The organism is Marisediminitalea alba (assembly GCF_002993365.1).
Taxonomy (GTDB): Bacteria; Pseudomonadota; Gammaproteobacteria; order Enterobacterales; family Alteromonadaceae; genus Alteromonas; species Alteromonas alba.
Genome location: NZ_PVNP01000051.1, coordinates 36,108 through 60,986, shown reverse-complemented (window position 1 = coordinate 60,986; position 24,879 = coordinate 36,108). Strand labels below are relative to the sequence as shown.

General features: G+C 47.7%; 25 protein-coding genes. 11 read left to right on the top strand and 14 right to left on the bottom strand.

The features are described from left to right. Nucleotides 1-63: 63 nt before the first annotated feature. The gene (locus tag C6Y40_RS06490; RefSeq protein ID WP_105933880.1) at nucleotides 64-1,002 is read right to left on the bottom strand and encodes a LysR family transcriptional regulator; all 939 of its coding nucleotides are present in this window, start codon (nucleotides 1,000-1,002) and stop codon (nucleotides 64-66) included. 298 nt (nucleotides 1,003-1,300) lie between these two features. After that, on the bottom strand, nucleotides 1,301-2,893 hold the full coding sequence (locus C6Y40_RS06485) for an isocitrate lyase (RefSeq protein WP_105933879.1): 1,593 nt from the start codon (nucleotides 2,891-2,893) through the stop codon (nucleotides 1,301-1,303). Between the two features lie 245 nt (nucleotides 2,894-3,138). Here C6Y40_RS06485 and C6Y40_RS06480 point away from each other — a divergent pair, with 245 nt between their 5' ends. Further along, nucleotides 3,139-4,086, top strand: coding sequence for a chemotaxis protein CheV (locus tag C6Y40_RS06480; protein ID WP_170308422.1), 948 nt, complete (start codon nucleotides 3,139-3,141; stop codon nucleotides 4,084-4,086). A gap of 156 nt (nucleotides 4,087-4,242) precedes the next feature. Continuing rightward, entirely contained in the window at nucleotides 4,243-5,661 is a 1,419-nt protein-coding gene (locus C6Y40_RS06475) for an alkaline phosphatase (RefSeq protein ID WP_420836929.1), read from the top strand. Between the two features lie 73 nt (nucleotides 5,662-5,734). Here the strand turns inward: C6Y40_RS06475 and C6Y40_RS06470 are convergent, their stop codons facing one another. Beyond that, a complete protein-coding gene (locus tag C6Y40_RS06470; protein ID WP_105933877.1) occupies nucleotides 5,735-6,184 on the bottom strand; it encodes a hypothetical protein in 450 nt (149 codons plus the stop codon). Nucleotides 6,185-6,242: 58 nt separating this feature from the next. Continuing rightward, complete coding sequence (locus C6Y40_RS06465) at nucleotides 6,243-6,782, bottom strand: helix-turn-helix transcriptional regulator (protein WP_105933876.1); 540 nt, start codon at nucleotides 6,780-6,782, stop codon at nucleotides 6,243-6,245. 336 nt (nucleotides 6,783-7,118) lie between these two features. Here C6Y40_RS06465 and C6Y40_RS06460 point away from each other — a divergent pair, with 336 nt between their 5' ends. Beyond that, a complete protein-coding gene (locus C6Y40_RS06460) occupies nucleotides 7,119-7,775 on the top strand; it encodes a spondin domain-containing protein (protein ID WP_105933875.1) in 657 nt (218 codons plus the stop codon). 97 nt (nucleotides 7,776-7,872) lie between these two features. On the opposite strand, the gene C6Y40_RS06455 is transcribed toward C6Y40_RS06460, so the two are convergent. The 9 genes from C6Y40_RS06455 to C6Y40_RS06415 form a co-directional block, all read right to left on the bottom strand. Continuing rightward, nucleotides 7,873-8,580 carry a VC0807 family protein gene (locus C6Y40_RS06455; protein WP_105933874.1) on the bottom strand — a complete coding sequence of 236 codons (708 nt, stop codon included), beginning with the start codon at nucleotides 8,578-8,580 and terminating at the stop codon, nucleotides 7,873-7,875. Nucleotides 8,581-8,622: 42 nt separating this feature from the next. Further along, nucleotides 8,623-9,174, bottom strand: coding sequence for a rhomboid family intramembrane serine protease (locus C6Y40_RS06450; RefSeq protein ID WP_105933873.1), 552 nt, complete (start codon nucleotides 9,172-9,174; stop codon nucleotides 8,623-8,625). After that, entirely contained in the window at nucleotides 9,171-10,337 is a 1,167-nt protein-coding gene (locus tag C6Y40_RS06445) for a glutathionylspermidine synthase family protein (RefSeq protein ID WP_105933872.1), read from the bottom strand. The genes C6Y40_RS06450 and C6Y40_RS06445 overlap by 4 nt, the downstream gene beginning before the upstream one ends. A gap of 1 nt (nucleotide 10,338) precedes the next feature. Further along, nucleotides 10,339-10,959, bottom strand: coding sequence for a DUF1190 domain-containing protein (locus C6Y40_RS06440; RefSeq protein WP_105933871.1), 621 nt, complete (start codon nucleotides 10,957-10,959; stop codon nucleotides 10,339-10,341). A 10-nt stretch (nucleotides 10,960-10,969) separates the two neighbouring features. Continuing rightward, nucleotides 10,970-11,386: a DUF350 domain-containing protein gene (locus tag C6Y40_RS06435; protein ID WP_105933870.1), complete on the bottom strand. Its 417-nt coding sequence runs from the start codon at nucleotides 11,384-11,386 to the stop codon at nucleotides 10,970-10,972. 15 nt (nucleotides 11,387-11,401) lie between these two features. Beyond that, on the bottom strand, nucleotides 11,402-12,046 hold the full coding sequence (locus C6Y40_RS06430) for a YjfK family protein (protein WP_105933869.1): 645 nt from the start codon (nucleotides 12,044-12,046) through the stop codon (nucleotides 11,402-11,404). 1 nt (nucleotide 12,047) lies between these two features. Next, on the bottom strand, nucleotides 12,048-13,100 hold the full coding sequence (locus C6Y40_RS06425; RefSeq protein ID WP_105933868.1) for a potassium channel family protein: 1,053 nt from the start codon (nucleotides 13,098-13,100) through the stop codon (nucleotides 12,048-12,050). Between the two features lie 115 nt (nucleotides 13,101-13,215). Then, nucleotides 13,216-13,896 (bottom strand): PspA/IM30 family protein, encoded by a 681-nt coding sequence (locus C6Y40_RS06420; protein WP_105933867.1) that lies wholly within the window; start codon nucleotides 13,894-13,896, stop codon nucleotides 13,216-13,218. Nucleotides 13,897-13,911: 15 nt separating this feature from the next. Next, entirely contained in the window at nucleotides 13,912-14,301 is a 390-nt protein-coding gene (locus C6Y40_RS06415; RefSeq protein ID WP_070177030.1) for a DUF2170 family protein, read from the bottom strand. 296 nt (nucleotides 14,302-14,597) lie between these two features. Between C6Y40_RS06415 and C6Y40_RS06410 the strand changes: the two genes are divergently transcribed. The 6 genes from C6Y40_RS06410 (at nucleotide 14,598) to secF (ending at nucleotide 20,781) form a co-directional block, all read left to right on the top strand. Next, nucleotides 14,598-14,834: a DUF6471 domain-containing protein gene (locus C6Y40_RS06410; protein WP_240621865.1), complete on the top strand. Its 237-nt coding sequence runs from the start codon at nucleotides 14,598-14,600 to the stop codon at nucleotides 14,832-14,834. Between the two features lie 483 nt (nucleotides 14,835-15,317). Beyond that, the gene (gene queA / locus C6Y40_RS06405; protein ID WP_105933865.1) at nucleotides 15,318-16,364 is read left to right on the top strand and encodes a tRNA preQ1(34) S-adenosylmethionine ribosyltransferase-isomerase QueA; all 1,047 of its coding nucleotides are present in this window, start codon (nucleotides 15,318-15,320) and stop codon (nucleotides 16,362-16,364) included. Nucleotides 16,365-16,459: 95 nt separating this feature from the next. Then, nucleotides 16,460-17,572 (top strand): tRNA guanosine(34) transglycosylase Tgt, encoded by a 1,113-nt coding sequence (gene tgt / locus C6Y40_RS06400; RefSeq protein ID WP_105933864.1) that lies wholly within the window; start codon nucleotides 16,460-16,462, stop codon nucleotides 17,570-17,572. Between the two features lie 21 nt (nucleotides 17,573-17,593). After that, complete coding sequence (gene yajC / locus C6Y40_RS06395; RefSeq protein WP_105933863.1) at nucleotides 17,594-17,932, top strand: preprotein translocase subunit YajC; 339 nt, start codon at nucleotides 17,594-17,596, stop codon at nucleotides 17,930-17,932. 54 nt (nucleotides 17,933-17,986) lie between these two features. Beyond that, nucleotides 17,987-19,828: a protein translocase subunit SecD gene (gene secD / locus C6Y40_RS06390; RefSeq protein WP_105933862.1), complete on the top strand. Its 1,842-nt coding sequence runs from the start codon at nucleotides 17,987-17,989 to the stop codon at nucleotides 19,826-19,828. Between the two features lie 11 nt (nucleotides 19,829-19,839). After that, nucleotides 19,840-20,781, top strand: coding sequence for a protein translocase subunit SecF (gene secF, locus C6Y40_RS06385; protein WP_105933861.1), 942 nt, complete (start codon nucleotides 19,840-19,842; stop codon nucleotides 20,779-20,781). A 102-nt stretch (nucleotides 20,782-20,883) separates the two neighbouring features. Here secF and C6Y40_RS06380 read toward each other — a convergent pair whose 3' ends face one another. Continuing rightward, nucleotides 20,884-21,198: a ComEA family DNA-binding protein gene (locus C6Y40_RS06380; protein ID WP_105933860.1), complete on the bottom strand. Its 315-nt coding sequence runs from the start codon at nucleotides 21,196-21,198 to the stop codon at nucleotides 20,884-20,886. Nucleotides 21,199-21,710: 512 nt separating this feature from the next. Between C6Y40_RS06380 and C6Y40_RS06375 the strand changes: the two genes are divergently transcribed. Then, on the top strand, nucleotides 21,711-23,324 hold the full coding sequence (locus C6Y40_RS06375) for a sensor histidine kinase (RefSeq protein ID WP_146129514.1): 1,614 nt from the start codon (nucleotides 21,711-21,713) through the stop codon (nucleotides 23,322-23,324). A gap of 10 nt (nucleotides 23,325-23,334) precedes the next feature. Beyond that, complete coding sequence (locus C6Y40_RS06370) at nucleotides 23,335-24,879, top strand: DUF3369 domain-containing protein (RefSeq protein ID WP_105933858.1); 1,545 nt, start codon at nucleotides 23,335-23,337, stop codon at nucleotides 24,877-24,879.

The window sequence follows — 24,879 nt, the reverse complement described above, 5'->3', positions numbered from 1 at the left end:
GCTGACTGAGCAGGGTTTACCGGCATTGCGCCGGTAAACCGCTTAAATAGGGTATCAGGTGAGCTATTGCATTTCTGCCGCCACATCACCGATCAGGCGACGCAGCCAGATATGCCCGGCATCATGATGGAGCAGGGCACTCCAGGCCATTTTGAGTGCAATGGGCGGGATATCAAACGGCGGTTCGCGCAGTACGATATCCGGATCATCGGTAAATATCTTAGCGGCTTTGCTTGGCAGTGTAGCGATCAGGCTCTGGCGTTTGGCAATTTGCAAAGCGGCATGATAGTGACGGGTGAATACCCGGATATCACGTTGTTTGCCGAGTTTGGTGAGCTCCGCATCAACCCAGCCCAGTTTTTGTACTTCATTGGGGTCGATGCCGACACCCACACCAAAGCCGGTTTTGCTGACCCAGATATGTTGCGCTTTCAGATAGGTTTCTAAATCATAATGGCTGGCGAGGGGATGCTTTTTATTCATTACACAGGCGAAGTTATCGTACCAAATCACTTTCTGGTGGAATGACAGCGGCAATTCGTCAAAGCGGTTTATGGCCATATCCACTTTACCCTGTTCCACATCGTGGAAGGTAACGTCGCTCGGGGTAATTAAATCCAGCGTGATATTGGGTGCACAGTCGGCCAGCCTGCCAAGAAGTTCCAGTAGCAGAGTAGATTCAGCATAGTCACTGGTCATTATACGAAATGTGCGGGCACTGGTGGCCGGGTTGAAGTCGGTTTCCGGCTGAATAGAGCTTTCCAGCTTACTGAGTACATCGCGAATGACCGGTTGCAGTTCAAGTGCGCGCTTGGTAGGTGTCATACCATCACTGGTGCGCACCAACAGCGGATCTTTAAATAAATCACGCAGGCGTTTAAGGCCATTACTCATTGCCGGCTGGGTAATGCTAAGCTGATTTGCGGCGCGGGTTACACTGCCTTCTCGCAAAAGGACATCCAGATACACCAATAAATTCAAATCAACCTTTGCAATATTCATAACTGTAATAGCCTGTATTAGTTTTATTAAACGCCGCTATTATACTCATAGTCTGAGTGGATGTCAGATAGGCCTTTGGTCGTAGTGCTTTATTGCCGGTTTAAGGTTAAGTTACTGATGTTTATACTTAATGTTGATTTTTTGAAATGCGGATGTGTTTTGTGAATGATTTAAAATAAATAATTATGGTGAATAAAACCGATAAAACGACCAATATTTAAGCTCGCTTGGTGATAAAAAAAGCCTCCCGAAGGAGGCTTAACATGAATCGACTTGTTTCAGTTGGGAATGAGTCGAATTAGTCGAACTGGTTCATGGTGTTGTCTTTACCACTTGCTTTAAGCGCCTGCTCACCAGAGAAGTACTCTTTGTGAGTATCACCTAAGTCAGAGCCGGCCATCGCCTGGTGCTTAACGCACGCCAGACCCTGACGGATTTCCTGACGCTGTACGCCTTTCACGTAAGCCAGCATGCCTTCTTCACCGAAGTAACCTTTCGCCAGGTTGTCAGTAGACAGCGCAGCAGTGTGGTAAGTAGGCAGTGTGATCAGGTGGTGGAAGATACCTGCTTCACGAGCACCGTCAGCCTGGAAGCTCTGGATCTTCGCATCCGCTTCGGCGGCTAATTCACTTTCATCGTACTCTGCAGACATCAGGTTAGCGCGGTCGTACGCTGATACGTCTTTACCTGCTTCAGTCCAGGCATCAAATACCTGTTGACGGAAGCTCAGTGTCCAGTTGAATGACGGCGAGTTGTTGTAAACCAGCTTCGCATTCGGGATAACCTCACGGATTTGGTCAACCATGTCGCCAATCTGACGTACGTGTGGTTTTTCAGTTTCAATCCACAGCAGGTCAGCACCGTTTTGCAGACTGGTGATACAGTCGAGTACACAACGCGCTACACCAGTGTCAGGCTTGAAGCGGAACAGGCCGTTAGGCAGACGCTCAGGCTTAACCAGTTCGCCGTTTTGCTTCAGTACCAGGTCACCTTCGTTCAGCTCGTCTACTGAAGTAACCGGTGTAGTTTGCAGGAACGCGTTGTACTGAGAAGCCAGGTCGCCTTCGCTGGTAGATACCGGGATCTTCTGCGTCAGGCCAGCACCTAATGAGTCAGTACGGGCAACAATTACACCGTCGTCTACACCCAGCTCTAAGAAGGCATAACGAACCGCGTTGATTTTCGCCAGGAAGTCTTCGTGAGGAACGGTTACTTTACCGTCCTGGTGACCACACTGCTTGGCATCAGATACCTGGTTTTCGATTTGGATACAGCACGCACCCGCTTCGATCATTTTCTTCGCTAACAGATAGGTGGCTTCTTCGTTACCGAAACCGGCGTCGATGTCGGCAATGATTGGCACAACGTGTGTTTCGTAGTTGTCAATTTGGGCCTGGATAGCGGCTACATCACCACCGTTTGCTTTAGCCGCATCTAACTGCTTGAACAGATCACCCAGTTCACGAGCGTCAGCCTGACGCAGGAAGGTGTACAGTTCTTCGATTAATGAGGCAACTGAGGTTTTCTCGTGCATTGACTGATCCGGCAGTGGGCCGAACTCAGAACGCAGTGCGGCAACCATCCAGCCAGACAGATAAAGATAGCTCTTACTGGTAGTGCCCTGATGTTTCTTCACAGACAGCATTTTCTGCTGACCAACAAACCCGTGCCAGCAACCTAAAGATTGCGTGTATTGAGTACAGTCTGCATCGTACTCGGCCATGTCCTGACGCATAATTTTTGCCGTATATTTAGCAACGTCTAAACCGGTTTTGAAGCGGTTTTGAACAACCATACGTGCAGCAAAATCTGGACTGATGGCATCCCAAGTACCGTTGTATTGACTCTTAAGCGTGGCAACCTGATCGATTGCATTTTGGTATTCTGACATGACTGTCTCTCCTTCCCGAAAATAGAATGAATCTTTTGCTGATAACACCCTTGGGTTGTCATCGACTTCCATTTCATCCTAGAGCGGCGAGCCCAATAACAGAAATATATAATCCTCATTATCGTAATAATCTGTGTGAATGTTTGGTGTTTGAATTCTGAACAGTGTGATTACTAAGGATTTTCCGCGCAAAGTGATTAAAAAAAATCTATCATTAAGAAAGGATATTCGTTAGGCCATTTATCATGAGTGAAATACTTTCGTCAGTTGATCAGCGAACTAAGCTGGTAGGTGAAAACCGCCTCGAGTTATTGTTGTTCAGGTTAGGAACCCGTCATACCTACGCTATCAACGTGTTTAAGGTTAAGGAAGTCATCACGGTGCCGAAGATGAATATGATGCCCGGAACCCATGGTAATCTGCGGGGTGTAACGATTTACCGCGGGCTGACAATCCCCGTGATTGACTTACGGCAGGCCATTAGAATGCGCCCGGTGAGCACCGAGAATGGCAATACCGACCGTAATGTTATTATTACCGAATATAACCGTTCTGTGCAGGGGTTTATGATTGGTGATGTGGTCAGTATTGTTAATACATCCTGGGAGGATATTCAGCCTCCGCCTAAATCCATCGGTAAGACAAACTTTCTTACCGCCATCACTCAGATTGATATTCAGGGTAAACGAGAGTTAGTCGAGATTATCGATGTGGAAAAAGTGCTGGCCGAAATCATTGAATATGATGTCTCAATCTCCGAAGAAATCCTTGATCATGAGGTTGTCGATCACCTGAAAGGACGAAAAGTGCTCATCGTCGATGATTCATCAACAGCCCGCAAACAAATTCGCGATACCCTTGAACAACTCGGATTGCACATTCTTGAATGTCACAATGGAGCTGAAGCTCTCATGTTGCTGAAGGAGTGGGCGGATTTAGGCAAAACCGTTACCGATGAAATTTTGATGATGTTTACCGATGCCGAGATGCCCGAAATGGACGGCTATCGGTTAACTGCGGAAGTCCGAGCCGATCCGCGCATGGCAGACTTATTTATTGCACTGAATACTTCGCTCAGCGGTAGCTTTAATCAGGCCATGGTTGAAAAAGTAGGTTGTAACCGTTTTATCTCTAAATTTCAGCCAGACATGCTGGTTGACGTGGTTCAGCAACGCATGCGGGAGTTGCTGTAAACGCTTAGCCGGTGCTTGGGCATCCGGTACGGATATCGGTATACTCTGGATTAGATAAAATTAACCTGTTGTTTTAACATCTTATCTGTTTTTCATGCGGATGTAAGATAGCAGCGATACACTGCGATATATTAAGATTACAAAAAGGAACCTATCGTGCGACAGAAATTGCTTGTGGCAGTGGCCGCAACGTTTGCGTTGTCGGCTTGTGTGAATACTACCGATACCGCTAATACCCAGAAACAACTCCCTTCAACGCCTAAAAATATTATTATGATCGTTTCAGACGGCATGGGGCCAGCCTATACCACGGCTTATCGTAATTTCCGTGACAACCCCGACACGCCAGAGGTGGAAGGTGTTGTGCTGGACGATATTTTTGTGGGTAATGCCAGTACGTATCCTGATCAGGTTTCTGGTTTTGTCACCGATTCGGCCGCCTCAGCAACAGCGCTGGCTTCTGGTGTGAAAAGTTATAACGGTGCCATCGGCGTTGATAAAAATAAAAAGCCGGTGACGTCTATTCTGCAACGGGCTAAACAGCTGGGGATGCGCACCGGTGTTGCCGTAACATCACAAATTGTTCACGCCACGCCAGCGTCATATGTTGCGCACAATGAAAGCCGCCAGAACTATAATGAACTGGCCGACAGTTTTTTTGACGATCGCATCAATGGTGAGTTTGTAGCCGATGTGATGCTTGGCGGCGGTACAAAATACTTTGAGCGCCAAGACCGTAATGTTACCGGCGAATTTATCGACGCTGGCTATGCCTATGTAGATACTTACAACAAACTTGCCACGCTACCTGCCGGCGAAAATGTGCTGGGACTCTTTGCCGAAGTAGGCCTGCCCTGGGCACTCGATGACCTGCGTAAAAATCGTCTGGCTTATCTCACTGAGCATGCGATCAAGCACTTAGAGAACGATAAGGGCTTCTTTCTGCTGGTGGAAGCCAGTCAGGTAGACTGGGCTGGTCACTCTAATGATATTGCCGCAGCAATGGCTGAAATGCATGATCTGAACCTTGCTCTGGAGTATCTGGTCAGCTATGTAGAAGAACATCCGGATACGCTGGTGGTCCTCACTGCCGATCACAGTACAGGCGGATTGACTATTGGTGCGCGCGGCGAATATCGCTGGGCACCTGAATGGCTGCAAAACCTAAAACAATCGCCGGAGACCATCGCTCAGAATATCGTCGAGATGGACTCGCCAGTAGCGTATGTTAGCGATGCACTGGGCTTTGAGCTAAACGACAAAGAAAAACAGCAAGTAGTAGAACTGGCAAAACAGGGCGACCTTAAAGCGCGCTTTGCTGGTATTAAGGCTTTGCTCGATATCCGGTCAAATACAGGCTGGACCACCACCGGTCATACCGGGGTAGATGTAGAAGTATTTGCATTCGGGGCCGGTAGCAGTCAGTTTTACGGGCAGTACGACAATACCGATATCGCCAAAAAGCTGTTTGGTTTATTACCTAAGCGCGCTCCAGTGGTGAAAACAGAAACCACACCAGCTCCCAAAGAAGAAAAAAGCCAGTGCGATTTTGAAACCGACTGGCGCTGTGAGTAATCAATAGTTATTTCAGAGGCGAATCTTTGAGCCGTTAAAAGATGACGAACAGGCCCCTGTTCGTCATTTATCTTTATTCGCACGCTCCGTGCGACATTTTATCGTGTTTTTTATTCATATTTGCTAATGCAAACCTGGCACCCAGTAAACACAGTGGTGCAGGTGCAAGTAATTTGGCAGCCTGTTGAATAACGTGGTGTTCGGGATGCAGGAAAACGCCTAAGATGCCATACAGGATTAGCAGTCCGGCAAAATACATAGCATGCTTATAGCCGTCGCTACCGGTGCGCCGGGTAATAAAATAAGCACAAATTACTGCCATCAAACTGCCAATAATCATTGAGCCAATCGTCAACAGGTTTGACTGCGCAGCCATGTCGATTAATTGTTGCTGCGAGTAGGCGGTGGTATCAATACCGGATTGCCAGAATACCGACAGCACCACTGCCAGAATGACAGTGGTAACAACATATATCAAAAATGCGATAACTAACGATTTTACGCTGAGTGGTTGAGTGTTCATCTTTCTTCCTTCTACGGCAAAGCGCGCAGCAATACGCAATCTGCCTGTTAATGGTGGTTTAAAGTAAAGATGAGCCAAGCCCGTATTTTTTCTTCAGGCGATTATGCTTAAAGAAATAAACGATAGCGGAAATGACCAGCGCAATGGAAACCGTATTTTTTAACAGCTGAAATGTGGATTCATCAATGCGTTGTTCGCCAAAGGCGCTAAAAATACCGTAAAAACCGAACAGGTGACTGGCGAGTACAATCCAAAATGCGATATGTAACTTCCTGATTTCCAGCTTGCCTTGTTCAGTTCGCGGTGATTCATTCTGGTCATTTTCAATCGACGAGGGAGCAGAGAGCGCTTCCTTATCGGGTTGCGGAGAGTCTGGTGCAGGATTGTCAGTAAACGCATCGTCAGCAAACAGGTCAGTAATGCCAATATCAAACACGGCGCCTAGGCATTTTACGCTTTCCTGTGACGCCACTGATTTTGCTTCAATTCTCTGAACTGTTCTTAAACTTAACCCCGACATATCAGCAAGCTGTTGCTGAGACCAGCAGCGGCTTTCTCTGAGCTGTTTAAGTTTATTTGCGTTAATTTTCAATTGCATTAAGGGTCTCCGTTGGCTCGATTTAAAGCTAACAGGAGTTGCCCGTTTTCCTGACGTTATTCACCCGTAACGCTTACGTTACCAATACGACACCAGGTGTCAAGTTACTATTTTTGTTAGTTTTTTCGGTTTTTGTGTCCATTCTGAAAATGTCAGGGAAAACATCTTACAGTTCTATCAAGACCTCAGTTGACGACTATTGAGCCGTGATCATTTCGTGATAATTCCGTGATTTTGGTGTGAAACAAAGCTTCTAGTCTTTTCCTTGGCGGGGGGAGGAGTCAATGCGGTTTCAGGCTACCCCCCTATTTACTGACTTTTACGGAGAAAAAGAAAATGAAAAAAATAGTGTTTTCATTAGTAGTACCTGCAGTACTGGCCTTTACCGCACCGGCTATGGCCGCGGCAAAATCCTATGAGGTGACTATTCAGAATGTCACTTCTGGAATTAGTTTTACGCCATTCCTGTTGGCCACGCATAACAAACGGGTGAGCTTATTTGAGCTGGGAGCGCCAGCTTCTGAGGCACTTGGGCGGGTGGCTGAAGGTGGAGATACTGCCGGGCTTCAGGCTGAGCTCGATGCATCGAATGGGGTTTATCAAACGGTTAGCTCAGATGGTTTGTTAGGCCCTGGTGAGTCGGTGACACTCTCTATAGACGCCCGAGGTGGCAAAAATAAACTAAGTCTGGTGTCTATGTTATTACCCACCAACGATAATATTGTTGCTGCTCAGGCTATTGACCTCCCTTCTGGTATGCGGGCTCAAACAACCTATCTGGCCATGGCGTATGACGCCGGCACCGAAACTAACTCAGAAGAATGTGCCTTTATTCCAGGGCCGACCTGTGGCGGTGAAGCCTTTTCCGATACGGATTTAGGCGAGGGCTATATTTTCCCGTCTGCCGGGATCCATGGTGAGGCCGATTTGAGTCAGGCGATGTATGACTGGCAGGGACCAGTAGCCATAGTGAAAATAAAGCGGGTGTATTAACCGATGCTGAGGCAAGGTATCGAGCAGTAATTCATTGCGCGATGAAGGTGTGACAGACTGCCCTTATCAGGTAATTAGTTGCACCCTAACCGTTTTATTACTGATTAATAAAGCTCTCGATATCCTCACCGGTAATTTTGCCAATCTGGCTAAACAGATACCACAGTGCAGCAATCAGTAACACCATGGAGGGGATAACAATGACCGGGTAGCTCAATGCCGTCATCCGCCCTAACTCTTCAGTATAGGCAGTAGTACCCGGTTCGCTCACCAGAATGACCTTGGCAAGGATATAGTTAAGCGTAGAGGATAAGAAAAACGAACCGGCAACAATGTAAGAGCAGTGCCTGATTTTTTCCTTAAACAGCGGTTGCTTATTCTGCTGATCGAGCACTTCATTCAATTTGGGCCAGTTAATAATCTGATCGTTAAGAATAAGCATCTTTACCAGCGGTTTTTCTGTTGCCTGGGTAACCAGCACAGCTATGCCTATCAGGGCCGGAATAGCGGCTTCTTTAATGGCAATATATTCTGCCGGTAACTTTAATAAACTGATCCCTCCGGTCAGTAACACACTGACAATCCCGAGTACAGAAAAGCCGTTAATCTTGCCGCTTTGTTTTAAGTCCCATAGACCATAGCCCAGCGGAAAGCTCAGTGCGGCCACAATACTCCAGGCCGGGCCTAAGTACTCTTCGGAGCTGGCATAGCTCATTAGTACCACCGGGATGACAATATTAAATGCCAGATTAGGCAGAAACCCCTGATTCTGAGGTTTAGCGGTTGACGGTGTGCGGTCTGACATAAGGTAACTTCTTTACTTACAATGGCAGGCTTCAAGCCCGGCTTATGAGGATTTCGCCCACAGATGGGCACTTAGTAAGCCCATGATGAAACCAAACAGGTGGTATTCAAAGGAAACAAATCGCTGTAAGGGCAGTACACCGAATATCATACCGCCATATAGCACGGCTATCACTACTGAAATAATCAATAAATGTAACTTTTTGCTATAAAAGCCGCCGAGGATGAGAAAGCCAAGGTAACCATAAACAATGCCGCTGGCGCCAATGTGCATAGCATTACGACCAAATAACCACACCAGCAAGCCGGCGCCCAGCCAAATCAGCAGCGTAGACTTCAGAAAAGTCAGTTTGCCCCATTGCATACTCAGCCACATAAACAGTAATAATGGCAAAAAGTTACTGGCAAAATGGGTGAGGTTAGCGTGTAGCCAGGGGGCAAGAAAAATTCCCGGCAGGTTGCCCGGATCGCGCGGACGGATGCCGAATTGATTTAACCAGTTAGACAGCAATAAATTAATAAACTCGGTGCCGAGCAGGCCGAGCGCCAATATGCCTAAAATTCTGAGTTGCTGGGATAAGGTAAACTGTTTCATAAAATAATGTGCGGCAAATAGCGCGATAAGTCCTGAGTAATCAGTGAACGGTCTTCCCGAATGGAAATGCCAGCCGGTAAATCGTCTACCAGCCAACTGCCAATCAATACATATTGGTCGCCGTAGCGGGGCAGTGGCTGGTACTGTTGCAGGATAAACCCTTCTTCACCGTAGGGTCCTTCTGATAGGGTGGTTGGTGAATCATTATCGTTAAGCAGCGAGATATTGGCCCCTTCACGGGAAAATAACGGCTTTTTAATCCACTTACCGGCGGTGGTCCGATGCTTATCCTGTTCAAAAAATGCCGGTAACAGATTGGGATGATTGGGAAATTCCTGCCACAACAGCGGCAGCAGCGCCTTATTGGATAACACTGATTTCCATGGTGGCTCAAGCCAGCCTACATCAGCGGCTTCCAGCGCATCACCAAATTCCTCCCGAAGCATAAATTCCCACGGGTACAGTTTGAAACATCGGGTAATGGCGTTGTCGTCTAAATCGGTAAAGTAGCCTGTGTCGCTCAGGCCTATGTCTTCAATAAACAAAAACGGTGCGTCTATGCCCGCTGCACTGGCACAATCCTGCAGGTATTGCACGGTGCCGCGATCCTCTACCGAATCTTCACAACAACTAAAGTGAATACGCTGATAATTATATTGCTGTCTTAATTGCTCAAACCGGTAAACGAGCTTCTCCTGCAAGGAGTTAAACTGATCGGCGTGGCGCGCAATCTGACCGGCATCCACCAGGTTCTCCAGCCATAGCCATTGCCAGAAGCCGGTTTCATACAGGGAAGTGGGGGTATCTGCATTGTTTTCTAACAGCTTGGCGGGAGATTGACCGTCGTAAACCAGATCCAGCCGTGAATACAGAGAAGGTTGTTTTTCACGCCAGCTTGAGGCGATAAAATCCCAGTGTGCTTGTGGTATCTGGCACTGGGTGAGCAATGCCTCAGAGTTAACCACCTTGTCTACCACGTGCAAACACATCTGGTGTAATTCGGCACTGGGATCTTCTATGTCCTGCTCAATTTGATGCAGGGTAAACTGATAGTAAGCACTTTCATCCCAGTAGGGTTCGCCGTACATGGTATGAAAATGAAAACCATATTCAGCCGCTAACTGTTGCCAGTTGTGGCGCGGCTGACTGGCCATTCTGAACATGCTAGCCGCCCCAGCCCTTGGACTTACTACCTGAGCTGCCCCAGCTCGATTTCGCCCGCACGCTGCTACCAAACCCACCGCGTTTAATGGTGCGGTTTACGGTTGGTTTTTTCTCAAATACCGAAGACGGAGCATTATAAGAGCGTCTTCTGATATCACCGTCAAACACATAACCGTTTGAAGTAACCCAGCGGGAACGGAACGGCGAGTAAGACGAGAACGAAGTATACAAGGGTTGCGAATAGTAAGGCCGCGGTTGCAGCAGCTGACTTACCATATAACCGGCCATAAAGGGCATAAAAAAGCTGCCTGAAGACGTTTGTACATACTGACAGCGGTCATTACCAAATTCGTATTCACAATCATTTTGCGTATTGAACTTGGGCGCAGTGCGGTTATGCTCCTCAAGCGCCGACTCGTAGGCCGCCAGGCACTGGCCGGTTGCTTCCGGATTATCCTGCTGGCAATCTTCCGGCGATACATAAATGTTTGACTGTTCGCGGCTGCCACCACAGGCGGTGAGCATGATCCCGGCTACACCCACGGCCAGCGGTTTTAATGCAAAAGCTTTGCGTAACTGATGCAGATGAATACTTTTAGAACGTTTTTGTGAATGGCTCATCGCAAAACTCCTAATAAGTCATGCAAGCGGCATTCAGAATACCCACGGCAATCGACATGGCAGCAAGCATAACACCGGCAGAAACTTCATTGTTATTAATGCGCTCGGCAATTTTCGGCATAAAGCTAAACCGCAACAGGGCAAAAGCCAGGCTCTGCGCAATCACGGCAACAATGCCCCACAGGGTAAAATCAATCAACCCCAGAGAGTTAGACGCGGCGCTTGCCAGGGCAAGACTGAAACCAACCATGGCGCCACCAAAGCCAATGGCTGCGGCCACGTTCTTTTCCTGTTTTACCAGTTTCCATTCATCGTGCGGCGTAACCATGGCGTACACCACCTTAAAAATGAACAGATAAATAATAGAGATCGCAAAATACAGGGCGAAGTTTAAAAGTCCGGCCATCGACTGAGTGATAATTTCCATGCGTTTTCCTTATTGTTAGCCGTTAATGCGAATATCTGAGGGTTGTATGTCAAAACCGGTACTGATTACGAGGCAGCGATCGGCATTGGCACCGACGATTTTCTCTTCGCCGGCAACCAGCAGAGACTCCGTGCGGTCGTTATCAATTTCGCGCTCGTAAAGCATCATAAACTGGTCGGTTTCACTCACATCGCCGTCTTCTTCCCAGGTTTTTTCGGTAACGGCAACCGGTGGTGATTCTTCACCCACTGCATCCCAAACGCGAGAAAAACTATGGCCTTCAAGTTCATAGGTAGGGCGGGAAATTTCGTTGTTCAGACATTGTTGCCATTGCGACTGGTTGCCGACAGTGGTGGTAGAGTAGAAGTACCAGAGCTTGACATCGGTAATGTGGTTTTCGCTCATACCACCGTCAAGCACTACCTGCAGGAAGGCATCGTCGTCGGTATAAAAGCGTAACAGGGTGCCGCCGCTGTCCAGCTCTGCCTGGCCTACGGCCTGAATAAGATGTTTGTTGGCGGCGCCTTCAATACACAATTGTGGCGTGAGTAATTTGAGTTTAAGCGCATCCAGTTCAAAGGAGCCGCCTAAATACAGACCCATCACCTCCGGTGCGGCAGGCTTTTGGGGGGCATCTGATTTAAACCATTTTTTAAACATATCACTGCTCCGTGAGCGCATTCCAGTTAATATCGGTAATGCGGGCTTTGGCGATATAATAAAGTTTATCCTGCGGTGATATAACCGTATTTAGTGCGGGGTTGAGCGTAATGGATTGGCCGCGCTCAGCGCCGGCACAACCTATTAAGGTAGCATCATATTGACGTTTAAACGCCATAAATAAGGTTTGGTAGCTCACCGGCTCAACCGAGTGGGGAATAGTCAGAGAAAATTGCGCCTGACCATCATCATCCACGCTCAACAAATCGTGATGCAGCGTACTGGAACCGGGGTCGAAAGCGGCCTTGGCGAGCATTTCAACCGCAACGCTGGGCGTACATTCTACCTGTGGGCAGTGCATCTGCAGCAGCCGGACCAGGCTTTCATCATTAAAATAAGCAACCTGATGAGCGGACGGATTCTTTTGAGAACAATAGAGCGCGGTGGTCATGGTTAAATCGTCTTCGGGATTATCAATAAGAATGGTGGAGGCCGCGCTGATACAGGCTTTGTCCATGTCTTCATCTTTATTAAACGATTCAACCCGAACGAATTCTATTTTATCGGGCATGGGATTGGTAATGTCGGCTCTGACACAAAGTACGATATCGGGCTTTTCGGCCAGGGACTGACGTTCCTGCAGGAGTAGTTTGAGCAGTAATAACGTGCGTTGCTCATTCCAGCCAATGACCAGAATATGATTGCTTACATCGAGACTGGATAACCCCATAATACCTTTTCTCCATTGATTTCCCACAAATGCGGCAACCCGACCCACAATCATCGCAAAGATACTTAACCCAAGCGGAATGACATACAAGGCCACAATAAGCTTGCCAGCCGGGGTTTGCGGCGACAAATCACCGTAGCCAACTGTTGAGCCGGTCACTGCCAGCCAGTAGATGAAATCAACACTTTCGGTCAGTGCCTGTTCGTCGAATGCATAAAGTAACAACCAGGACGACAATGCATAAAACAACGTCGCCAGAACGATGGTATACCATCGTGATTCGGCAAAGTAGTTAAGCATTACACGTCGGATTTTTATCCACATATTAGCGCCACTGACGATCCCTGTTGTTGAGTTACCTGCCATCTTCGCAAAAAAATAGCGGTTAGTCCAAGTACCTGCCAGAGAGCAAGTCCGAGACTTAACCGCTTGATTTTATTTATTTGCCTAAAATGCGTGCCAGCTCATCGTCGGCCGAACTCTGGCCGCCTTTGATGCCTGCCGCTGCCAGGCGCTTCTCTAAATCGTCAGACGACTCAGAAGAAGCCAGTTCTTCCGCGGCTTCCAGTTCCGCAGTGCGCATTTTCTGCTTTTCCTGAATCCGCGACAGTGACTCAGTCGCCGTCTTCATTTTGCTGTTTGCGCCCATATGACGGGAAGATACTGCAACCTGAGCCTTCTGCACGCTTTCAGTTGCTTTTACCATATCAACCTGTTGTTCCAGGCGACGCAGGTTGGCTTTTGCCTGCTGAATATTTTTAGCCAGCTGCTTCTCTGACGCATTGAATTGGTCGAGGTATTGCTGTTCCTGGTCGCGTTCAGCTTTCAGTTCGCTAACTTTTTGTGCGCAATCAAGCGCCAGTTCACGGTCGGTGTCGATAGCTTTACGGGCATGGGCTTCATACTCCGCAATCGACTGGTTAAATCCATCAACTTTTTGCTGTGACAATTTGCACTTAGCCAGAATCTGGGTGCGGGCATGATCAGATTTGCGCAACTCTTCTTTTGCTTCCCGAATTTCCTGTTCAAGAATTCTGATTGCCTGACTATCTACCACTGACTGGGCCGCTTCGTTGGCTCCACCTTTCACTGCTGTGATCAGTTTTTTCCAAACAGACATAAATTTCTCCTTAAATTACTTCAAATGTGACTCATAAGCGTCAAGGAAAGCTGCCACGTTCTGGAATAACGTAGTCACTTCAATTTGAATACTCTCTGCTTTTGACTGCGCGCTCAGCGCACCGAATGCCGTGTAGTATTCCTCTCCATTAACGTTGGATATGGCCACCGTTGTGAGTGGGAAAAGCATGTGAGTTGACAGAATATCGTGGTCCAGAGCGGCTTTATCGGCAACCTGCGAAGCGTTAAACAGTAAACTCTCAACTATGATTTGCTCACCGCTGATTGCCAGCCAGGCATCCAGCCCGTCCTGATTTGCAATCAGTAAACATTCTTTCTCGCGGGTGACGACCAGGTCATCCATGTCTTTAAACAGGGCCTCAAGTTGTTCAAGATCCCATTCCATACTATATCTCCTTACCGAATCAGCTAAATGCCGTTAACTCTAGTCAGATTTACTACACTGTTGCAACGACTTTACGTTAATTAGTGCAACAAAGTGTGACTAAACCGATAGTCTGTGTTGTTCTCATTGCCCGTTCCGACTGATTTTTTTGAGCATATCTGCCGGAACGAGGAAAAGTGTAGACAATTAAGGTAGCAATAGTCAATAATAATTATGTCTATATGTGTAAAAAAGTGTGTCAATGTAAATTATAATTCACAAAAGGGGTTGTTTTGAAAGGTCAGAATCAATGGCGGATGGTGGTACAGCGGATTATTCGTTCGGAAATGTCGCTGCGCGGTGTGAAATATCAGGGATTGAGTGACAAACTGGCAGAAATAGGGGTCTCGCAAACTGCCGATAATTTGCGCAATAAAGTGAATAAAGGCATTTTAGGTGCCGATTTGCTGTTACAGATTCTTTTTGTCCTCAAATCACGGCCGTTATCGGCAGAGATGATGGCCGAGGTAATGGCTGCCGGAGACAGCGATTAAATTGCTACAAGGCAGAAGATACGTGGTTTGTGCGGCACATAAACAAAACCCAGCCAAAATGACTGGGTCGAATAAGGAAGATGGGAGAACATCATCGCTTTGGTTAAATAATAGTCTTATTCCAAAATAATAAAAGAAAAACTGTGTATCATACGGCATTCATTGGTATGGATATAAATACCTAAAGTTGGTGTGATACTTGCAGGGTAAATTCAGGGGAATTGTAAGTAAATGAATTGCAAGAGAACTGAGGCTTTACAGTTGCTCAATAGAATGTCGCCAGGCCTGAAACTGCCACCCGCTAAATGAGCTTTTAAATACCGCTGTAAAGCGTGAAATTGTGCCGATGACACGGCCTTTTTTCGACGAAATGTGTTAAACTCCCGCCAATTTTTGACAGAAACCCTTTTGACTCGAAGGAAAGCCCGTTAGGGCGGTTATTCTCCGCGACTTAAAAGCAATTTGATACGACATTTGAGCTGCATGAAATTATCAGATTTTAGTTTTACACTGCCCGAGCACCTGATTGCTAAACATCCTACCGCCGAACGCACTGCCAGCCGTTTGTTACATCTTGATGGTAAAACGGGCACGGTCGAGCATAAACAGTTCCGCGATATGCTTGATTTGGTAGAGCCGGGGGATCTGCTGGTATTTAATAATACCCGGGTCATACCTGCTCGACTGCTGGGGCAGAAGGCCTCTGGCGGTAAAGTGGAAGTGCTGGTTGAGCGCATTGTGGACGAGCATAAAGCGCTGGCCCATGTGCGCGCCAGCAAAGCACCGAAGCCCGGCACTAAATTACTGCTGGAAGGGGCGGTTGAAGTGACCGTAACAGGCAGGCAGGACGCGTTGTTTGAGCTGTCTTTTGACGGCGAGAGTACGGTGCTTGAGCAGCTCGACGCCCACGGCCATATGCCATTACCACCGTATATAGACAGAGCCGATGAAGACAGCGACAAAGAACGTTATCAAACGGTTTATAATCAGGCCCCCGGCGCCGTAGCAGCACCTACGGCAGGATTGCATTTTGACGAGACCATTTTAGCCGCGCTGGCAGAAAAGCAGGTTAATCTGGCTTACGTTACTTTACACGTAGGTGCTGGTACTTTTCAGCCAGTGCGAGTCGACAATGTGCTTGAACACAAGATGCACAGCGAATATGCCATTGTGCCGCAAACTGTGGTGGATGCAGTACGAGCCACCAAAACCGCTGGCAAGCGTGTGATTGCGGTAGGAACCACTTCAGTGCGTTCACTGGAGTCTGCAGCGCTGCATGCCGATAAAGCCGAAGTGATTGAGCCGTTCCAGGCCGACACGGATATCTTTATTTATCCCGGTTTCGAATTTAAGGTAGTGGACGCCATGTTCACCAACTTTCACCTGCCTGAATCCACGCTGATTATGCTGATCAGTGCTTTTGCCGGGCGCGACAATGTGCTTAAGGCTTACGCCGAAGCCATTGAACAGGAATACCGCTTTTATAGCTACGGCGACAGCATGTTTATTGAAAAAAGCATTAACACATGATCTCTGTTGTATTGCTGGTATAATCCGCCCTCAATTGAGTATCGACGAAGGGGGTGCGTAAATAGCCCTCTTGATCAGACAGGATATAATTTCTCATGCAATTTGAACTGCTCCATACCGACGGACGCGCCAGACGAGGAAAGCTGGTGTTTGAACGTGGCGAAGTGGAAACGCCGGCGTTTATGCCGGTAGGTACTTACGGTACCGTAAAAGGAATGACCCCCGAAGAACTGGCCGACAGTGGTGCCCATATTTGTCTGGGAAACACCTTCCACCTGATGTTGCGCCCGGGTACCGGGATCATAAAAGAACACGGTGATCTGCACGATTTCATGCACTGGCAAAAGCCAATTCTCACTGATTCCGGTGGCTTTCAGGTATTTAGCCTGGGTGATTTACGCAAAATCACCGAGGAAGGGGTGACCTTCCGCTCGCCAATCAATGGCGAAAAGATTTTGCTGACGCCGGAAAAATCCATGGAAGTGCAGCGTGATTTGGGCTCGGATATCGTGATGATTTTCGATGAGTGTACGCCGTACCCGGCTTCGCAGCAGGAGGCCCGTATTTCTATGGAACTGTCGCTGCGCTGGGCGCGGCGCAGTAAAGATGCCCATGGTGATAATCCATCAGCCCTGTTCGGTATTATTCAGGGCGGCATGTACGAAGATCTGCGCGATATTTCTCTGGCTGGTCTTGAGGATATTGGCTTTGATGGTTACGCCATTGGCGGATTGTCGGTGGGCGAGCCCAAAGAAGACATGATCCGCATTATCGAACACACGGCGCCGAAAATTCCTGAACATAAGCCCCGCTACCTGATGGGCGTAGGGAAACCGGAAGATATCGTAGAGGCAGTTCGCCGCGGCATCGACATGTTTGATTGTGTGATGCCAACCCGAAATGCTCGTAACGGTCATTTGTTTGTCACCGAAGGTGTGATAAAAATCCGCAACGCCAAACATAAGCATGACACGGGTCCGCTCGACGAAAATTGTGATTGTTACACTTGCAAAAACTATTCTCGGTCATATTTACATCATCTCGACAAGTGCAATGAGATACTTGGCGCTAGACTCAACACCATCCATAACCTGCGTTATTATCAACGGGTTATGCAGGGATTGCGGGACGCGATTGCGAGTAATACTCTCGACCAATTTGTCAGCGAATTTTACGCACAGAAAAACATGCCGGTACCGGCTTTATAACAATTTATAACGGGGAACATTATGAGTTTATTTATTTCCGAAGCACACGCACAAACAGCTGGTGGCGGTGGCCAGGGCGGCGGTTTAGAAATGCTGATCATGCTGGGCGTGTTTGGCCTGATTTTCTATTTCCTGCTGTATCGTCCGCAGGCAAAACGCGTTAAAGAGCATAAAGCACTGGTATCATCACTGGCCAAAGGTGATGAGATTCTGACCCAGGGCGGCATGGTCGGTAAAGTAACCAAAGTGTCTGACGAAAAGGATTTTATTGAAGTAGCGCTGAATGACCAAACCAACATCGTGGTGCAAAAATCTGCCGTAAGTGCCGTGCTGCCAAAAGGCACAATGAAGTCTATCTAAGTAACCAGCTAAAACGGGCTCGGTGATCACTGCAGCCCGTCGTAGGGAATTTTTGTGTTAAACCAAAACTCATTTTTTAAGGTGCTGGTCGTACTGTTTATGGTACTGATGTGCGGCCTGTATGCGTTGCCAAATTTGTACGGTGAAGATAATGCCGTGCAAATTTCCGGTTCGCGCAACGCCACTGTCACCGCAGCACTCGAATCTCGAATCACCTCCGCGCTTGCTGAACAAAACATACCGATTAAATCGGTAGAGTTTGAAAACGAGCAGTTGCTGATCCGTCTGCCGGATTCAGACAGCCAGTTAAAAGCGCGTGATTTTCTCGATCGTGAACTCGGCACTGATTATGTAGTGGCCATGAACCTTGCGCCTGATACACCCGAGTGGCTGGAAGGCCTTGGTGGCATGCCGATGAAACTGGGGCTGGATTTACGGGGTGGTGTGCACTTCCTGATGGAAGTCGACATGAACGAAGCCATTGGTAAATCACTGGAGGATGCTGAAAGCGATTTTCGTACCGCATTACGTGAAGAAAAACTGCGTTATCGCTCGGTGAATGTGCGCGATGGCTTTATTGATATTCAGTTCCGCGATGAAGAAACGCTTGATAAAGCGGAGTTTTTCCTCGAAAACCGTAATCGTGACCTGACTTATCAGGAAATGGATGATCTGGTACTGCGGGCCCGTTTCTCTGAGCAGAAGCTTGCCGAGATCCGAGACTACGCGGTTAAGCAGAATATCACCATTATCCGTAACCGGGTAAATCAACTGGGTGTTGCCGAACCTGTAGTGCAAAAGCAAGGCGCAGAGCGCATTGTGGTGCAATTGCCAGGTATTCAGGATACCGCTCAGGCGAAAGAAATTCTTAATGCCACTGCAACGCTGGAATTCAGAATGGTCGATCAGGACAACGACGTCCGCGACGCCGTAGCCGGGCGTGTCCCCCCTGGTTCACAACTGCTATATGAAGGTGAACGTCCAGTACTGCTCGATAAACGTGTTGTGGTTACCGGTAACCACATCATTGACGCCAACAGTGGCGTTGATGAATACGGTTTACCGCAGGTTAGTATATCGCTGGATAGTGAAGGCGGTAATAAAATGTCGCGCAATACCCGTGAAAATGTCGGAAAACCGATGGCCACCGTATTTATTGAATACAAGGCTACCGGCGAACGTGACGCCAACGATAAGCTGATTTTTGAACGTCACGAAGAAGTTATCAACGTCGCGACCATCCGTGGTCAGTTTGCCAGTAATTTTCAGATCACCGGTCTTGATTCACCCAAAGAAGCCCGCGATTTAAGCCTCTTACTTCGAGCTGGTGCCTTGATTGCGCCCATTCAGATTGTTGAAGAGCGTACTGTAGGCCCAAGCCTGGGTCAGGAAAATATCGATTTAGGGATGCAGGCGATTATCTGGGGTCTGGCGCTGGTAATGGTGTTTATGCTGGTGTACTACAAAGCCTTTGGTATTGTGGCCGACATCGCGCTGGGCCTGAACCTGGTTATGATTGTGGGCATTATGTCGATGATCCCGGGAGCAACGCTGACTCTGCCAGGTATGGCGGGTATTGTTCTTACAGTGGGTATGGCGGTTGATGCCAACGTGCTGATCTTTGAGCGTATTCGCGAAGAGATTCGTGACGGGCGTAGTCCGCAACAGGCAATTCATCAGGGCTATGACAGTGCTTTCTCTACCATTCTTGATGCTAATATTACTACCTTTATCGCTGGTTTGATTCTTTTTGCCGTTGGTACCGGACCGATAAAAGGCTTCTCGATCACGCTGATGATTGGTATCGCCACTTCTATGTTTACCGCGATTCTGGTTACCCGGGTGATTGTAAATGCCATTTGGGGTGGTCGCCGTGTTAGCAAACTGGCGATATAGGAGCGTCTGACATGCAATTATTAAAATTATCCGAAACCGTTAACTTTATGAAATTGCGGGTACCCGCAATGATATTGTCAACGGTGCTAATCCTCGCTTCGATATTCTCGCTGGCAACTAACAGCCTGAACTGGGGGCTGGATTTTACCGGCGGTACCCTGATTGAAGTCGGTTATGAGCAAGCCGCAGATCTGGGCGAGATTCGTTCGTCTCTGGCGGCTAACGACTTCCCCGATGCCGTAGTGCAGAATTTTGGAAGTAGTACTGATGTGCTTATCCGAATTGCGCCGCGTGAAGGTGTAAAAGCCGTTACCATTGGTGACCAGGTGATTGATATCCTGCAACAGGCTGATAGCAGTGTGGAAAAACGCCGTATCGAGTTTGTTGGGCCAAACGTGGGTGAGGAGCTTACAGAGCAGGGCGGTCTGGCGATGCTGGTAGCGCTTATCTGTATCCTGATTTACGTAGCTGCACGATTTGAATGGCGTTTTGCGCTGGGCTCAGTATCGGCACTGATACACGATGTGCTGCTGACTCTCGGTCTGTTCTCGTTTTTGCAACTGGAATTCGACCTGACGGTACTGGCTGCGGTTCTGGCAGTTATTGGTTACTCGCTTAACGATACCATCGTGGTATCAGACCGGATCCGTGAAAACTTTCGCAAGATCCGCAAGGGGGAGCCAGTGGAAATTATCAATATTTCACTGACCCAAACGCTTAACCGAACCATCATTACCTCATTAACTACCGTGTTGGTATTGCTGGCGCTGTTCTTTAAAGGCGGTGCGCTTATCCATGGTTTTGCTACAGCGTTGTTATTTGGTGTGGTAGTAGGTACCTATTCCTCTATCTATATTGCCAGTTCTGTGGCATTGGCGTTGGGGATCAGTAAAGAAGATCTTATGCCGCCACAGGTTGAAAAAGAAGGCGAAGATTTGGACGCGATGCCATAGGTTGCATACAGTCAATTTATGCTCAAGTGAAAGCCGCGGAGAATAACCGCGGCTTTTTTGTTGCCAGTCTGCCATTCCTGATACAGCTAGTTCTTTTTAACGTTAGCGAACTTCAATACTGCCGGTAAGTTTTGCCAGCATCTTAACTCCGATACCTTTTACCCGGGTCAGCTCATCCACCGAGCTGAATGGGCCCTGGGATTCCCGGTAACTAATAATGGCAGCCGCTTTGCTTTTGCCAATTCCCGGTAACGTCATCAGTTGCTCCAGTGAGGCGGTATTCAGGTTTAGCAAAGTTTGAGTGGTTGCCACCTGGCTGACTTCGTCAGTCATTTTTAATGATTCAGCAGTGGCACTATTAAAGCCAGCGAACAACGCCAGCACGATCATACAGATTCGAACAGTAGATAATTTCATGTGTAGCTCCTAAAGGTTGTGAATGATGATAATCATCCCCTTTACTTTACTTATCTCTCTTGAAGAGCGGCAGTACAGAAAATGGCCAGTTTTAGGTCGTCTAAGGCGAGTTTTTCGAAGGTCAGCGGGTAAGAATGTTGTGCAGATAAGAGCAAATTAAAAAATTATACTAAAGGTGTATCTTTACCTCCCTGCGGTTATATTAAATTTATTATTATCAAACTTAATATTGATACTGGGCCCTTAAACGTTCATTTCATTCATTTAAAGTGTATAAAAATCAATGCTGTAGTTGTTTTCTCCGGAAGTTAGCTAGCTTTAAATGAACCAGCCCATAGCCCGAGGACTTCTGATTGCAGGCCGAAACAGTTCCGCATGGCCCTGTCCGGGAGCTTTCTTCACCCGCTCAAATTACCTCTCTTTACATTCCTAAACTATAGTTATTAAAAATCCAGGAAATCATCAATGCCCAGTCAGCTCACCACGTTTTTGCTGGGGGAATTTTCGTAGTAGTGATTACCATAATAGGTACCTTGGTTAGCCAAACGTTATTGAAACAGGATCAGGTAGTCAGCTTCGAGGCCCCAATGCAGGAATTTATCGATACATTAAGCAGGGAGCTTGATTACAACGCTTATGCGCTGCGCTCGCTGGCACAACTTTTTCGCTCGTCTGAGTCGGTAGAAGCCCATGAATTTGCCAGTTACACCAACCTGGTGATGAGTCAGTTTGGTAATATTGTTGCCATGGCCTACCTGGCGGAACCTGATAATCAAACAGAGCAGTCGTTATTGCAAACCTATTGGCAGGGAGCAAGTTCTGTGGCCGGGCTGAGCTCTTATGATCTGCTCGAAAAAGCCGACATTAATAAACTTTATAAGCGTCTTTCGGATACTCGCAGGGCTGTTGCCTCACCAATATTTAAACTGAAAAGCAATGATCACTATTACACATTTGTTATACAGCGGGTAGCCGAGCAACAGGGCTTTGTGGGCATATTGATAGATGCTGGCTTCACTCTTGAACAAACGCTGAATAACCAGATAAACAATGGTTACTCCTTGTTTGAGCGTGAATCAGGTTTACCCATCCTGGTTTTCAGCAAGCACAATCAGATGATAAATGGTGCCGAGGATGTCACCAGTGGTGACTTTGTCGCTACCCTGAATTTTTTTAATCGGCAGTGGTTGGTGTCGACTTATCAGAACAACCTGTTCCATCACAAAGCCGCCTATTCGATTATCCCGATTGCGGCATTTACTTTAAGTTTGCTGGTTGTCTACCTGGTGGTACAGGCACAGCGATTAAGGTTGGCCAATCGCGAAAAGCAAACGGCATTCGAAGATCTTCAGTTTGCCCAGCAGCGGCTGGTGGAAAATGAAAAGCTATCGGCAATGGGCGGTATTGTTGCCGGTGTTGCTCACGAAGTGAATACGCCTTTGGGTATAGGTATCACCAGCATGTCCCACTTACAGGAGATGATGGGAGACTTGCGCAAGGATTACGATAATGGCTGTCTTGATGCTGAGCGTTTTAAAGAGTTTATGGAGACCGGGGATGAAATGGTCAGCTTGTCACTGAACAATATGCATAAAGCATCGGCACTGGTCGCGCGGTTTAAAAAAGTCGATGTAATCAGCTCCGATGCCAACCTGACTCCTGAACCCGTGGTTGTGGCCGATCTGGTCGATTCGTTTATTGTTCGTTTTTATAATGAATACCCGGGCTCTCTGGTAACGATAAACGCTAATATTGATAAGAGTGCGATGGTTTACACTTATCCGGATGTCATTTTGGACATTCTCAATTATCTCGCCAGCAATGCGGTAAGCCATGCTTTTAAGCCCGAACAAAAGCACTGTGAGATAAGCATTACCTTTCCCTACACTCAGGGAAATACTAATACCCATTTACTGCTGTTTAAAGACAATGGCACCGGCGTAGAAAAAGCCTTACTGGAACGCATTGTTGATCCGTTTTTTACCACCTGCCGTGGGGCCGGCAACGCCGGCCTGGGGTTGAGCGTGGTTTACAATCTGGTTAAAGGTAAATTGAACAGCGACTTAAATATATTTGTTGATGAAGGTCTGGCGTTGACCTTTGAATTACATGACTTGAATAAGTGAGAGGTCAACAGTGATATCCAACCCACTTTTTGCATTGCAAACATCATCGGCCGAACAAGTACCAACTGATCAGGCGGATGCGGAGTACGGTTATACCGTGTTGATCATTGACGATGAAGTCGAAGTGCATAAGGTTACCGATTTAACCCTTAAACGGTTTCGTTTTGATGGCAAGCGGATCCGTTTTTTACATGCCTACTCAGCCCGGGAAGCCCTGCAAATTTTTGCCGACAATGAAGATATCGCACTGGCATTGGTTGATGTAGTGATGGAAACCGATCATGCCGGGCTGGATTTGGTACATAAGGTTCGGAATGAGCTGGGTAACCACCTGGTTCGCTTGGTGCTGCGAACCGGGCAGCCCGGGCAGGCCCCGGAACATGAAGTGATCGAACGTTATGACATTAACGACTATAAAGAAAAAACCGAATTAACCAGTCAGAAACTTAAAACCCTGATGTATAGCGGCTTGCGCTCTTTCCGGGATATTCAGACTATTGATAGCCACCGTAAAGGACTACGCCAGGTAATTGAAAGTACCAGTAAAATGCTCAAACCGAGTTCCATGAGCGAGTTTGCGACGGCGGTTTTAAAAGAGATCATGAACCTGTTACAGCTCGACTCCAGCGCTGTGTATTGCACAACTTTTTCTGAGCGAGGTTTTGATGGTCAGCGACGGATCCTGGCGGCCACCGGCTCAATGGCCGACGTAATTGCCAGGGATGACTCTGAAGGGTTACCTGAGTCGGTGCAGCGCTTATTCGACAAAGCCCTGCAAGAAGGCCGGTCGCTGTATAGCGAGGAAGGCTATGTGTTTTATACCGAAACCGAAAGTGGTTACCAGTCACTGCTGTATGTTGACACCAACGGTAAGCTAACCGATGCGCAGCAGGAATTACTCGATATCTATTGCTTTAATGTTGCGTTGACCTACGCAAGTTTACTCAAGGGCGAAGAAATTCTGGATACCCAGCGCGAGCTGGTCTATCTGCTCGGAGATGCGGTTGAGATGCGCAGTAAGGAAACCGGGGCCCACGTAAAACGGGTATCGCTGGTGAGTTATCGCCTGGCCCAGTTATATGGTTTACCAGAAGAGGAATGTCTGGTTATCAAGCGGGCTGCACCGTTACATGATTTTGGTAAAGTGGCCATTCCAGATCGCATTCTGCACAAACCCGGCAAGCTGGATTTAGAAGAATGGGAAACCATGAAAACCCATGCTGCAGTGGGTCACGATATCCTCAGAAAATCGACCAAGCCCATTCTCAAAGTCGCGGCCATGATTTGTATGACCCATCATGAGCGCTGGAATGGCAAGGGCTATCCGCTGGGTTTAAAAGGCTCGGATATTCCGATTGCCGGGCGGGTTGCTGCATTGGCGGATGTGTTTGACGCACTTGGTTCCAAACGTTGTTATAAGGAACCATGGGCCAAAGAAACCATTCGTGAAGAGCTACTTAAGGAAAAGGGCGAGCATTTTGACCCAAGACTGGTTGATTTACTGCTCGATAACTTCGAGGACTTCTGGGAAATCCGTAATCGCTATCCGGACTAG

What these genes read in the sequence shown, in the direction of transcription:
- C6Y40_RS06490 (WP_105933880.1), bottom strand. Translation starts at nt 1,002, where the DNA reads ATGAATATTGCAAAGGTTGATTTGAATTTATTGGTGTATCTGGATGTC.
- C6Y40_RS06485 (WP_105933879.1), bottom strand. Translation starts at nt 2,893, where the DNA reads ATGTCAGAATACCAAAATGCAATCGATCAGGTTGCCACGCTTAAGAGT.
- C6Y40_RS06480 (WP_170308422.1), top strand. Translation starts at nt 3,139, where the DNA reads ATGAGTGAAATACTTTCGTCAGTTGATCAGCGAACTAAGCTGGTAGGT.
- C6Y40_RS06470 (WP_105933877.1), bottom strand. Translation starts at nt 6,184, where the DNA reads ATGAACACTCAACCACTCAGCGTAAAATCGTTAGTTATCGCATTTTTG.
- C6Y40_RS06465 (WP_105933876.1), bottom strand. Translation starts at nt 6,782, where the DNA reads ATGCAATTGAAAATTAACGCAAATAAACTTAAACAGCTCAGAGAAAGC.
- C6Y40_RS06460 (WP_105933875.1), top strand. Translation starts at nt 7,119, where the DNA reads ATGAAAAAAATAGTGTTTTCATTAGTAGTACCTGCAGTACTGGCCTTT.
- C6Y40_RS06455 (WP_105933874.1), bottom strand. Translation starts at nt 8,580, where the DNA reads ATGTCAGACCGCACACCGTCAACCGCTAAACCTCAGAATCAGGGGTTT.
- C6Y40_RS06450 (WP_105933873.1), bottom strand. Translation starts at nt 9,174, where the DNA reads ATGAAACAGTTTACCTTATCCCAGCAACTCAGAATTTTAGGCATATTG.
- C6Y40_RS06445 (WP_105933872.1), bottom strand. Translation starts at nt 10,337, where the DNA reads ATGTTCAGAATGGCCAGTCAGCCGCGCCACAACTGGCAACAGTTAGCG.
- C6Y40_RS06440 (WP_105933871.1), bottom strand. Translation starts at nt 10,959, where the DNA reads ATGAGCCATTCACAAAAACGTTCTAAAAGTATTCATCTGCATCAGTTA.
- C6Y40_RS06435 (WP_105933870.1), bottom strand. Translation starts at nt 11,386, where the DNA reads ATGGAAATTATCACTCAGTCGATGGCCGGACTTTTAAACTTCGCCCTG.
- C6Y40_RS06430 (WP_105933869.1), bottom strand. Translation starts at nt 12,046, where the DNA reads ATGTTTAAAAAATGGTTTAAATCAGATGCCCCCCAAAAGCCTGCCGCA.
- C6Y40_RS06425 (WP_105933868.1), bottom strand. Translation starts at nt 13,100, where the DNA reads ATGTGGATAAAAATCCGACGTGTAATGCTTAACTACTTTGCCGAATCA.
- C6Y40_RS06420 (WP_105933867.1), bottom strand. Translation starts at nt 13,896, where the DNA reads ATGTCTGTTTGGAAAAAACTGATCACAGCAGTGAAAGGTGGAGCCAAC.
- C6Y40_RS06415 (WP_070177030.1), bottom strand. Translation starts at nt 14,301, where the DNA reads ATGGAATGGGATCTTGAACAACTTGAGGCCCTGTTTAAAGACATGGAT.
- C6Y40_RS06410 (WP_240621865.1), top strand. Translation starts at nt 14,598, where the DNA reads ATGGTGGTACAGCGGATTATTCGTTCGGAAATGTCGCTGCGCGGTGTG.
- queA (WP_105933865.1), top strand. Translation starts at nt 15,318, where the DNA reads ATGAAATTATCAGATTTTAGTTTTACACTGCCCGAGCACCTGATTGCT.
- tgt (WP_105933864.1), top strand. Translation starts at nt 16,460, where the DNA reads ATGCAATTTGAACTGCTCCATACCGACGGACGCGCCAGACGAGGAAAG.
- yajC (WP_105933863.1), top strand. Translation starts at nt 17,594, where the DNA reads ATGAGTTTATTTATTTCCGAAGCACACGCACAAACAGCTGGTGGCGGT.
- secF (WP_105933861.1), top strand. Translation starts at nt 19,840, where the DNA reads ATGCAATTATTAAAATTATCCGAAACCGTTAACTTTATGAAATTGCGG.
- C6Y40_RS06380 (WP_105933860.1), bottom strand. Translation starts at nt 21,198, where the DNA reads ATGAAATTATCTACTGTTCGAATCTGTATGATCGTGCTGGCGTTGTTC.